Genomic DNA, 10,861 nt, shown 5'->3' on the forward strand with positions numbered 1-10,861 from the left:
AATAACTATCAATAAAGTTCCTGAAAATTAAGTGATAGGGATCACGCAGAATCAAAGGATGTGATCACAAGTCAAAATAACAGTTTATAAGACAATAAAGCTATCTGAGTTCTCTGTACCTGCCATGTCAGCAACGAATATGATTCGTAAATTGGTTGAAAAAGCACTCTATTTCAAATGTCTGACCCCTGAAATTGAGAATGCGATTAACACTGAGTTAACCCGACTCGGTTATATTTCAGATGTGGATTATGAAGCCTTAGAACTCTTAATGGAAGAAATGGATGCAGGTCGTATTCGGTTAATTTCTAGCCATTAATGAGTTCACGGTTTAAAATTTTGATATAGCCAAATAAAATATTTTCAGCGATTAGGTTGACGGTGCTTACTAAACGTGTTTTTCAGTTCATTTAACATCAACTTCAGGATGATCAACAGACTGAAAAACATCAGGATAAGCTTGCCAAACCTGACGAATAAACTCTCGCAATTGTTGGTGAGCAGAACGAGCATTAACGGGTTTTATTCCCGGAAAATTGACATCTGGAGCGTCTAACTGAGCTAAGAAGGGAATCACCTCCGTATCTAAAGCGGCTCTAAATAACTGAGTCGGCCAAATTAAATCAGGGCTTTGTTGCAAATTGTACAAAATAAAGGATTCTGGGGTATTAGGAACATCCAAATAATCACCTTGATCTTGATCGGCTAACCTTTCAATTAACATCAAAGGGCGTACCCAACACACTCCCCGAAATTCGACAACTTGAATGACTTCTGCATATAAACAACGGTTGAGATGATTTAATCCCACAATCTGACCGGGCTGGAAATTCAAGCTAGAGTTCATTCGTATTGATTTAATCCAAACAACATATGGCTGACTCTTAATCTTGATTATAACGGTTATTGCTGATCAATTTGATGGAGAGCAAATTCTAAATCTTGCATCAGAGATTGAGCATTTTTCTTAATCGAACCTTGAGAATAATCAAGAACCGATAAGGGCGAACCAATCCTAACTTGAACACGAGTACCTTGATGGGGGATAATCGGATCATAGTGTAAGGACATCGGTACAATTTTAATCCCTAAATTGTGATAGCTGGTTTCCGCTTGTAGTGCTAAACGAGCAAGTCCCGGTTTGAGCGGGTGAACTTGATGATCCTGAAAAATATTACCTTCTGGAAAAATCACTAACATTTCTCCTTGGTGGAGTAATTCTAACCCATAACGGAGGGTGGCAATAGTCGGGTGTTTTTGATTCACTGCAAACCCTCCTAAATGACGAATAAACCAGCCTTGGAGTCCTTTCATTTCATCCACTGTCACCATAAATCGTAAATCTCGTCCGGTGACATGGCGACCCGTCGCAAAGGGAACGATCAAAGCATCCCAACGAGAACGATGGGTGGGTGCTAAGATAACAGGGCCTTGTTTGGGAAGATGTTCTTGGCCAATGACTTCCAGGGATTTGAAATAGAACGGTAAAACAAAATATCGTCCCAAGGGGTAAACCAAGGAAGCTAACCAGGGGGAAACATCAGAATTAGTGGGTGTTTCCTTTGTCGGGATGGACATTTTTGCAGAAGATTGATGAGAGTCAAGGATGAGCATAATGGTTTTCTGGATCAAATAAACCTCTTAACTTTAGATTAAAAAGTTTAAAAGGGATTATCTATGGGGTTCAGGACAGTTTTTCTATTGTCTGTTCAGCAAAGCTTTTCAATGGCGTTTTTGAGCAAACCAAGCTTGTAACTGTTGACGACAGGAAGATTCTAATATTCCTCCTAAAACCGATAACCGATGAAACGAACAAGCACTATCAGGAAGGTTCGCAACGGTGCGGATAGTACCCGTTTTAGGATCATCTGCGCCATAAACCAGTAACCCTAAACGAGCTTGTAAAATGGCTCCGGTACACATGGGACAAGGTTCTAGGGTCACATAGAGGGTACAAGTATTGAGATGCCAATTTTTTAATTGTTTTCCCGCTTCTCGTAGCACTAATATTTCTGCATGAGCCGTCGGATCAAAGTCTCGTTCTTTGCGGTTTTGAGCTTGGGCAATTAATTGATTATTATGATTAATAATAATAGCTCCAACGGGCACTTCTCCGGCTTCTCCTGCTTGTTGCGCTAATTCTAACGCTTGATTCATCCAATATTGATGGATGGAATAATTGTTAATTTGGGGGAAGGTCATGAGGCAATTATGGGAAATTGGAACAGTTTGCAGTCAATCCTTACGATCCGAGTTTAAAAACGCATAAACTATCGGGCAAGCTTAAAGAATTTTGGAGTTTTATTATAGATTATGATGCCAGGGTATTATTGGGTATTGTTCTACTTTACCGAAGATGAAAAGGCTGTATTTGTACATATTGGTAGCCATGATGAAGTATATTAATTAGCTTTGGACAAATATTATCGGTAAGAATAAACAATAAGTAGGGCTATCCCAGAAGGTTTTCCTTCCTGTTCCCTGTTGCCTCTCCCTTGCTATAGAATAAACAATGCTGTCTGCAAAGTGCGATCACTTAACCCATGTCTACCGAAACCAATTGTCCCTTTTCTGCTGAAGAAATCGCCTCTGAAGGAATTAAACCCGAAGAATATGAAGAAATAGTCCGACGCTTAGGACGACACCCCAATCAAGCAGAATTGGGGATGTTTGGCGTGATGTGGAGTGAACACTGTTGTTATAAAAATTCCCGTCCCCTCCTCAAACAATTTCCCACGACGGGAGAGAGAATATTAGTTGGCCCTGGAGAAAATGCCGGAGTTGTAGACTTTGGGGATGGACTCCATATTGCCTTTAAAATCGAATCTCATAATCACCCTTCAGCCATTGAACCTTTCCAAGGTGCCGCCACAGGAGTCGGAGGAATATTAAGAGATATCTTTACAATGGGGGCGCGTCCCATTGCTGCATTAAATTCTTTGCGATTTGGTTCCTTAGAAGATTCCCGAACTCGACAAATCTTTAAAGGGGTTGTTTCAGGTATCAGTAATTATGGGAATAGTTTCGGGGTTCCGACTGTTGGGGGAGAGGTTTATTTTGATCCGGCTTATAATGGAAATCCCCTGGTTAATGCAATGGCAATTGGGTTAATGGAAACCCCAGAAATTGTTAAATCAGGAGCTTCGGGTGTGGGAAATCCCGTTTTATATGTAGGTTCAACAACCGGACGGGATGGCATGGGTGGCGCGAGTTTTGCTAGTGCCGAATTAAGTGAAGAATCGATCCAAGATCGCCCCGCCGTACAAGTGGGAGATCCGTTTTTAGAAAAGTCTTTAGTTGAAGCGTGTTTAGAAGCATTTAAAACCGGGGCGGTGGTTGCAGCCCAAGATATGGGAGCCGCAGGAATTACCTGTTCAACGTCAGAAATGGCGGCAAAAGGTGGGGTGGGAATTGAACTGGATTTAGATAAAATTCCGGTACGAGAAACGGGGATGGTTCCCTATGAATATCTGTTATCGGAATCTCAAGAACGAATGTTATTTGTGGCTCAAAAAGGACGAGAACCGGAGTTAATTGAGATTTTCCATCGTTGGGGATTGCAAGCGGTTGTAGCAGGAACAGTAATTGCAGAACCCATTGTTAGAATTTTATTTAAAGGGGGAATTGCGGCGGAAATTCCAGCCGATGCTTTAGCAGAAAATACACCTTTATATCCGCGAGAAATATTATCAGAACCGCCAGAATATGCTCAAAAAGCATGGCAATGGACACCGGAATCTTTACCTCAATCTACAATTTCAGGATTGGAAATTAACGGAGAATTTCAATCGTGGAATCAAGTTTTATTAACATTATTAGATACTCCTTCTATTGCCTCTAAACGCTGGGTTTATCGTCAATATGATCATCAAGTTCAAAATAATACCGTTTTAGTTCCTGGCGGTGGAGATGCGGCCGTGATTCGGTTAAGGCCGTTGGAACCTGTTCCAAATTTCCAAGGGTCAGTTAATAAGGGATTAGCCGCAACGGTAGACTGTAACTCTCGGTATGTGTATCTTGACCCCTACGAAGGAGCAAAAGCAACAGTAGCCGAAGCCGCCCGGAATTTAAGTTGTGTGGGGGCTGAACCTGTGGCGGTGACGGATAACTTAAATTTTGGGAGCCCTGAAAAACCCATCGGATATTGGCAGTTAGCCGAAGCTTGTCGGGGAATTTCCGATGGCTGTAAAGCGTTTAATACTCCCGTAACGGGGGGAAATGTATCGCTTTACAATGAAACCCTTGATGCAGAAGGAAATCCTGAAGCCATTTATCCGACTCCCGTGGTGGGAATGGTGGGATTGATTTCAGATTTAACGAAAATTTGTGGCCAAGCTTGGCAAAATTCAGGGGATTTAATCTATCTTTTGGGGGATGACAAAACCTTACCTACGTTAGGAGCGTCTGAATATCTGGCTGTAGTTCATCAAACCATTGCAGGGAAACCGCCCAGAGTCGATTTTGAGTTAGAACAAAAGGTACAAGCAGCTTGTCGGGAAGGCATTCGTCAAGGTTGGATTCAATCGGCCCATGATTGTGCCGAAGGAGGGTTAGCAGTGGCGTTAGCTGAATGCTGCATGAGTAGTCAAAAAGGCGCAATGGTTAAGCTGAGTTTAAGTTCTACCGCTTCTGTGCGTTGGGATAATATTTTGTTCGCAGAAGGCGGGGGACGGATTCTGGTTTCTGTTAAGCCTGAAAATCAATCGGTTTGGGAAACCTATCTGCAACAACAGTTAGGAACAGAACACGACATCTGGCAGGTTTTAGGTTCTGTGGGTTCGGTGTCTGAATCTTTACAAATTCTCACGGCTGATGATCAGAGCTTAATAGAGGTTAATGTTGCAGAAATGCAGGTTTCCTATGAAAACGCCATTGAACGACGGTTATGAATAATCAGTGATCAGTGATCAGTCGAGAAATAGACAGTTGATTCACTCGCATAGCGGGAGTCCGTCCGTACAGACTCATCAAGATGTTAACCAATGATCAAAATCTGAGTTCTACACGCTGATAACTGATAACTGATAACTGATAACTGATTTTATTCCCTGATCCGTGTCAAATAAGCTACAGTAAAGAGGGACAAGATTAAGAGAATATTAACTTTTTAGTCATTCTACCTCTATAATCCAGTAGCGTTATACCGTTCCCACCATCTGACTTTGCCAATCAGGAGCCAAACCGTAACATGATTCCAAACGATTCCCTTGATACGCACTCTGCCCACCCGGTTGATCACGAACAACCCGATAAACCAGAAGAAGCCTGTGGCGTTTTTGGGGTTTATGCTCCGGGTGAGGATGTTGCAAAACTGGCTTATTTTGGTCTGTACGCGCTCCAACACCGAGGCCAAGAATCCGCCGGAATTGCCACCTTTGAGGGCGACAAGGTACATCTACATAAAGACATGGGTTTAGTGTCCCAAGTCTTCAATGAAACCCTATTAAACGACCTCGTTGGCTATATTGCGGTGGGCCATACCCGCTATTCCACCACTGGATCGAGTCGGGTGGTGAATGCTCAACCTGCGGTCGTCTCAACTCGTTTAGGTTCCCTCGCATTAGCACATAATGGTAATTTAGTCAATACTGGGGAATTGCGTGAGGAATTAACCAAGCGTGAATTTGACTTTCTGACCACGACGGATAGCGAAATGATTGCCTTAGCCATCGCCTCAGAAGTCAATAATGGCAAAGATTGGTTGGAAGGAGCGTTAAGTGCCTTTAACCTCTGCCAAGGAGCTTATAGTTTAGTGATTGGTACTCCAAAAGGATTAATGGGAGTGCGTGACCCCAATGGAATTCGACCCTTAGTGATTGGAACGTTACCGACCAATCCTAAACGGTATGTTTTGGCTTCAGAAACCTGCGGATTAGATATTATTGGGGCAGAATATCTGCGGGATGTGGAACCTGGGGAACTGGTTTGGATCAGCGAAGAAGGAATGGCATCCTTTCACTGGAGTCCGAAACCTGCGCGGAAATTGTGTGTGTTTGAGATGATTTATTTTGCCCGTCCTGATAGTGTGATGTGTGGCGAAAGTCTCTATAGTTATCGCATGGAAATTGGTCGGATTTTAGCCAGAGAATCCTTTGTAGATGCGGATATTGTCATCGGCGTTCCCGACTCTGGAATTCCCGCCGCCATTGGATTTTCCCAACAGTCAGGCGTTACTTTTGCTGAAGGTTTAATTAAAAATCGTTATGTGGGACGGACGTTTATTCAACCTACCCAAAGTATGCGGGAGTCAGGAATTCGCATGAAGTTAAACCCGTTAAGGGATGTGTTAGAAGGTAAACGGGTGATCATTGTGGATGATTCTATTGTCCGAGGAACAACCAGTCGCAAAATTGTTAAGGCGCTACGGGATGCGGGTGCAACGGAAGTTCACATGAGAATTTCTTCTCCTCCAGTAACCCATCCTTGTTTCTATGGAATTGATACCGATAGTCAAGAACAATTGATTGCGGCGACGAAATCTATTGAGGAAATTCGCCAACAAATTGAGGTGGATACTTTAGCTTATTTGAGTTGGGAAGGAATGTTAACAGCGACACAGGAAGATCCTAATACTTTCTGTTCGGCGTGTTTTACGGGGAATTATCCCATTGATATTCCTGAAAAAGTCAAACGCTCTAAATTAATATTAGAAAAAACCGCAACGGTTTAACCTCGTCGGATGAGCTTCACCCATCAGAATTCTATTCAAGATAGAGTTTTGATGGGTTGTTTTTTAGGGTGTTTTGATGGGGAAAAATTCATCCTACTTTTTATCGGTGTGAATATAATCAACGAAATAAAATTTAGGTTCTAAATAATATTTTAACCCGCCATAAATTCCTAATCCTAAAAGGGCGATCACTATTAAGGGAATTCCCCATTGTGACCGAAGAGAATCTGACATTAACGCGACAATGGAAACTGTTAATACAAAATAAATTAATAACCCTAATTGCACCCGTTGAATATTTTTTAAAGCATTTCGACAGCTACTACAATGTTGGGTATGTTGGTGATAAATATCCAGAACTTGGCGACGGTTATCATTAAAAGGGGAATATTCAGGAACCGGAATATGAACTTGTTTCCAAGGTAACTGTCCGTGACAATACTCTTCAAACCATTTACGGAATTCAATAATTAAACGATCAGCACTGGTTGGCATTTTATAAGCGGTTTTCCAGGTTTGATTCGGGTGATTTTGTTGTAACAAGCGTTCCTGTTGATGGAGTAGCATCATATCGCTATCCATGACTAAATTCCGCAACATAATATGATCCCACCATCGAGGCTTAAGCTGAACTAAAGTTTTAGCAAAGTTTTGAGGAAAGAAACTAATTAATCGGGATTTTCCGGGTAAAACAGGAATACAATATGCCAAAATTCCAACTTTTTTACTGTTAGGAAATTCAATTTGATATTCTATATGACAAGGGGGATAAAATTTAATTGTACGACCTGCAACAGAAATTGTGGCTTCAATAGCCTGGATTGTTGATTGCAGAAGTTCAAACGTAATCGGTTGAGCATTTTCTCGTCTTCCTTGTAATCCATGATGAGCAAAAGCAACGTGACTTGGATCAACTAAATTTTCGACTAACGTTTGCCAATCATAGTCTAATTCTCGAAAAAAAGAACTCCAAACAAATCCTTTTTTAGCATCAATTTGAGGGGATAAAGCTAAGGGAGTTTTTGCAGCTAACTCAGGAGATAATGGATCAGTCCAAACCCATAAAATTTCCTGTTGTTCACGGGTGGGAAAGCTTTGAACACAAAATTTATCTTTCACTAATTCCGGGTTTTCGGCTTGGGGAATGCGAGTACAAACACCTTGAGAATTAAATTCCCAACCGTGATAACTACACATTAAATTTCCCGTTTTTTCATCAATTCTGCCTTCACTTAAGGGAGCTAAACGATGGGGACATTCATCTAAAAAGACTTGATAATGTTGTTGATCTTTCGGTTTCCAAATCACTAAACGCATTCCCAATAGGGTGATTGGTTTGGGATATTTAGGATCAAGATCGGCTAGAAGAACTAGAGGATACCAGTGTTGGAAAAAGTTAAATTCGGGTGTTGTCATCTCTTTTTCTCCAAAGACTTTCAATAATATAGCAAGGAACAGCTTAAGGGAGAAACTTTAAGCTACAGTTCACTGAGTCCGGCGAATACTGTTGATAGAATTTGATTGGATACTAAGAAACCATCGGGGTCAGTTAATCGGATTAACCCTTGATTAAAGTTAGATTGAATTAAATTCTGATTAATATCTAAAAATTGAACTAAACCTTCTTGATAAAAAGGCATTAATAGTGTTATAATATTGTGTAGGGTATCTGTTCCAAATTGTTGGGATAATGCTTTTAAATTAATGCCTTCTGATAACCGTAATCCTAACATTAAGGTTTCTAATAATTGTTCTTGAGTTGTATTCACAAATTCACTCATATCATCAGAATGATCCCCTTTCACCCAAGCATAATATTCTAGGCGTTTTCGAGGTCTTGTTAAACGATAACCTTGAAGATAACTCGCCGCACCCATGCCAAACCCATAATAGGATTGTTTTTTCCAGTAAACTAAATTATGCTGACATTGAAAACCCGGTTTGGCATAGTTTGAAATTTCATAATGTTCATATCCTGCTTGTGTTAATAATTGTTGAGCTAAACGATACATTTGAGTCGTAGCTTCTTCAGAAGGTAAAGGAGATTCACCTGGAGTATAATAGCGAGAAAAAGGGGTTTTGTCTTCAACAATTAAATCATAAATTGAAACATGATTAGGGTTAAGTTGTAATAGTTCCTGTAAAGAAAATTCCCAATCTTTGAGCGTTTGTTCAGGTAAACCAGAAATTAAATCTAAACTCCAGTTTTGAATTCCTACTTCTTGGATAATATTAATAGCGGAAAAAACTTCCTCAACGGTATGCGATCGCCCTGCTAATTGTAACAATTTATCTTGAAAAGCTTGAACCCCTAAACTCACCCGATTGATCCCTAGATTCACAAAACCCTGTAATTTTTCGCGATCAAAGGTTCCGGGATCAACTTCCATTGAAATTTCTGCATTTTTAGCAATACCCAATTTTTGATCAATGGTGTTTAAAATCCTCTGAAGCTGATGAACAGATAATAATGAAGGAGTTCCCCCTCCAAAGAAAATTGTATTTAAGTTAGAAGCTGGAACAATTACAGATTCTTGATCAATTTCTTGACATAAAATATCGACATAATCTTGAATCATTGTAGAATTATCCCCGTGTTTGCGATCGCCCACAACCGCAACAGCAAAATCACAGTAAAAACAACGGCGACGACAAAAAGGGATATGTAAATAAGCAGATTTGGGCGGTTCTAAATCTTGAAATGATACCGGAGGCTGAATTTTGTTAACAAGAGGATTAGCATTCATGGAATTTTATCAACATTTGTATCTTCAATTCTAAATTGTTTGTAAAGAAATGAGGAGTTTGATTGGGTATGAAACAGTAAACCTTGAACCCATCAAGATGTAGAGAGGATAGGTACAAGCGGGTTTAGAGTGATCTCTAATGCCAAACTTAAGGGAGGATGGATAGATGCAGTCGGTTTTCCCTAACACTTGAATACAGATCAGGTTTCCGACAGAAGATATAATAGTACGCAAACCTGCGGATATCCTCAACAGGATTTCCAACCCACTTCCATCGGCTTAAAATCATGCTAGATGCAATCATTATTATTTTATTCATAATAGCTGGTGCTGGAACGGGCTTCTACGGCATTGAACTGCTTCCGAAACCTGTACTCGATCAAGTCACCAATATCGAAGGACTGCGATCGGTTACAGGTGCATTTACCGCGTTAATCGGAGGCGTGATGGGTTTAGTGGTGCAAACCACCTATCGCCGTCTGGAAGAACAAATTCGTCAGATGCCACTGGATGTCTTAATCACCCGTGCGATTGGTTTAGTGATTGGATTATTAGTGGCTAATTTAATGTTAGCACCTTTATTTTTACTGCCTATTCCGCGTGAAGTTGGGTTTATTAAACCCTTGTTAGCGGTGTTATGCAGTGTCATGTTTGGATTTACTGGGGTTAATTTAGCAGATACTCACGGACGAGCATTTTTCAGAATTATTAATCCCAATAGTTTAGAATCAATGTTATTGGCAGAAGGAACCCTAAAACCTGCCTATACAAAAGTCATTGATACAAGCTGTATTATTGATGGACGGATTGAAAGTTTGTTAGCAACGGGTTTCATCGAAGGTCAAATTTTAGTTCCTCAGTTTATTTTACAGGAATTACAATTAGTAGCCGATGCTTCAAATGATCAAAAACGAATCAGGGGACGGCGAGGATTAGATATTCTCAACCGTCTGCGGGAAGACTATCCTGAGCAAATTTCTATTCATCCGGCTGATTATGAAGAACCTCAAACAGTGGATGCAAAATTAGTGAGATTTGCTCAAGAAATTAACGGCACGCTGTTAACGAATGATTACAATTTATCCAAAGTAGCAACGGTACAGCAAGTTCCAGTTCTGAATATTAATGATTTAGCTCAAGCCATTCGTCCCTCCTATTTACCAGGGGATATTATTGAGTTAAAAATTAGAAAAGAAGGAAAAGAACCTTCTCAGGGAATTGGCTATTTAGATGATGGCACAATGGTTGTGGTAGAAGATGGAAGTGAATATGTAGGAGATCAGGTGCGCGTCATTGTGACCAGTTCTCTACAAACTTCCGCAGGTCGAATGATTTTTGCTCGTCCAGAACATTCTGTGTTAGCTTAAATTACCAAATTCAGCCCTAAAATAAAACCTGGTTTCTCTTAAAAATCTTAGGAATAAGACCCCAGTGGGGATAGGGA

General features: G+C 40.6%; 9 protein-coding genes. 4 read left to right on the forward strand and 5 right to left on the reverse strand.

Going from position 1 to position 10,861, the window contains the following annotated elements; translation table 11 throughout:
• The first annotated feature begins 124 nt into the window (after positions 1 to 124).
• Positions 125 to 319, forward strand: a complete 195-nt coding sequence (locus NMK36_RS15835; protein ID WP_072719281.1) for a hypothetical protein — start codon at positions 125 to 127, stop codon at positions 317 to 319.
• 87 nt (positions 320 to 406) lie between these two features.
• On the opposite strand, the gene NMK36_RS15840 is transcribed toward NMK36_RS15835, so the two are convergent.
• The 3 genes from NMK36_RS15840 to tadA all read right to left on the reverse strand — a co-directional run bounded on the left by NMK36_RS15840 (position 407) and on the right by tadA (position 2,202).
• The gene (locus NMK36_RS15840; RefSeq protein WP_072719280.1) at positions 407 to 847 is read right to left on the reverse strand and encodes a hypothetical protein; all 441 of its coding nucleotides are present in this window, start codon (positions 845 to 847) and stop codon (positions 407 to 409) included.
• Between the two features lie 56 nt (positions 848 to 903).
• Positions 904 to 1,614: a lysophospholipid acyltransferase family protein gene (locus NMK36_RS15845; protein ID WP_254174144.1), complete on the reverse strand. Its 711-nt coding sequence runs from the start codon at positions 1,612 to 1,614 to the stop codon at positions 904 to 906.
• 108 nt (positions 1,615 to 1,722) lie between these two features.
• A complete protein-coding gene (gene tadA / locus NMK36_RS15850; RefSeq protein WP_072719278.1) occupies positions 1,723 to 2,202 on the reverse strand; it encodes a tRNA adenosine(34) deaminase TadA in 480 nt (159 codons plus the stop codon).
• A 341-nt stretch (positions 2,203 to 2,543) separates the two neighbouring features.
• Between tadA and purL the strand changes: the two genes are divergently transcribed.
• Together purL and purF are read left to right on the forward strand one after the other, a co-directional pair.
• Positions 2,544 to 4,889: a phosphoribosylformylglycinamidine synthase subunit PurL gene (gene purL / locus NMK36_RS15855; RefSeq protein WP_254174145.1), complete on the forward strand. Its 2,346-nt coding sequence runs from the start codon at positions 2,544 to 2,546 to the stop codon at positions 4,887 to 4,889.
• Between the two features lie 299 nt (positions 4,890 to 5,188).
• On the forward strand, positions 5,189 to 6,670 hold the full coding sequence (purF, locus tag NMK36_RS15860) for an amidophosphoribosyltransferase (RefSeq protein WP_072719276.1): 1,482 nt from the start codon (positions 5,189 to 5,191) through the stop codon (positions 6,668 to 6,670).
• Positions 6,671 to 6,763: 93 nt separating this feature from the next.
• Here purF and NMK36_RS15865 read toward each other — a convergent pair whose 3' ends face one another.
• Together NMK36_RS15865 and hemW are read right to left on the reverse strand one after the other, a co-directional pair.
• Complete coding sequence (locus NMK36_RS15865) at positions 6,764 to 8,086, reverse strand: aromatic ring-hydroxylating dioxygenase subunit alpha (protein WP_072719275.1); 1,323 nt, start codon at positions 8,084 to 8,086, stop codon at positions 6,764 to 6,766.
• A 62-nt stretch (positions 8,087 to 8,148) separates the two neighbouring features.
• Positions 8,149 to 9,417 carry a radical SAM family heme chaperone HemW gene (gene hemW, locus NMK36_RS15870; RefSeq protein ID WP_072719274.1) on the reverse strand — a complete coding sequence of 423 codons (1,269 nt, stop codon included), beginning with the start codon at positions 9,415 to 9,417 and terminating at the stop codon, positions 8,149 to 8,151.
• Positions 9,418 to 9,704: 287 nt separating this feature from the next.
• Here hemW and NMK36_RS15875 point away from each other — a divergent pair, with 287 nt between their 5' ends.
• Complete coding sequence (locus NMK36_RS15875; protein WP_072719273.1) at positions 9,705 to 10,784, forward strand: PIN/TRAM domain-containing protein; 1,080 nt, start codon at positions 9,705 to 9,707, stop codon at positions 10,782 to 10,784.
• Positions 10,785 to 10,861 lie beyond the last annotated feature (77 nt).

Source organism: Planktothrix pseudagardhii (genome assembly GCF_904830925.1).
In the GTDB taxonomy this organism is placed as follows: Bacteria; Cyanobacteriota; Cyanobacteriia; order Cyanobacteriales; family Microcoleaceae; genus Planktothrix; species Planktothrix tepida.

Excerpts from the sequence above, each read along its gene's own strand:
- purL (WP_254174145.1), top strand. The coding sequence starts at position 2,544 with ATGTCTACCGAAACCAATTGTCCCTTTTCTGCTGAAGAAATCGCCTCT.
- NMK36_RS15865 (WP_072719275.1), bottom strand. The coding sequence starts at position 8,086 with ATGACAACACCCGAATTTAACTTTTTCCAACACTGGTATCCTCTAGTT.
- NMK36_RS15835 (WP_072719281.1), top strand. The coding sequence starts at position 125 with ATGTCAGCAACGAATATGATTCGTAAATTGGTTGAAAAAGCACTCTAT.
- purF (WP_072719276.1), top strand. The coding sequence starts at position 5,189 with ATGATTCCAAACGATTCCCTTGATACGCACTCTGCCCACCCGGTTGAT.
- NMK36_RS15840 (WP_072719280.1), bottom strand. The coding sequence starts at position 847 with ATGAACTCTAGCTTGAATTTCCAGCCCGGTCAGATTGTGGGATTAAAT.
- NMK36_RS15875 (WP_072719273.1), top strand. The coding sequence starts at position 9,705 with ATGCTAGATGCAATCATTATTATTTTATTCATAATAGCTGGTGCTGGA.
- NMK36_RS15845 (WP_254174144.1), bottom strand. The coding sequence starts at position 1,614 with ATGCTCATCCTTGACTCTCATCAATCTTCTGCAAAAATGTCCATCCCG.
- tadA (WP_072719278.1), bottom strand. The coding sequence starts at position 2,202 with ATGACCTTCCCCCAAATTAACAATTATTCCATCCATCAATATTGGATG.
- hemW (WP_072719274.1), bottom strand. The coding sequence starts at position 9,417 with ATGAATGCTAATCCTCTTGTTAACAAAATTCAGCCTCCGGTATCATTT.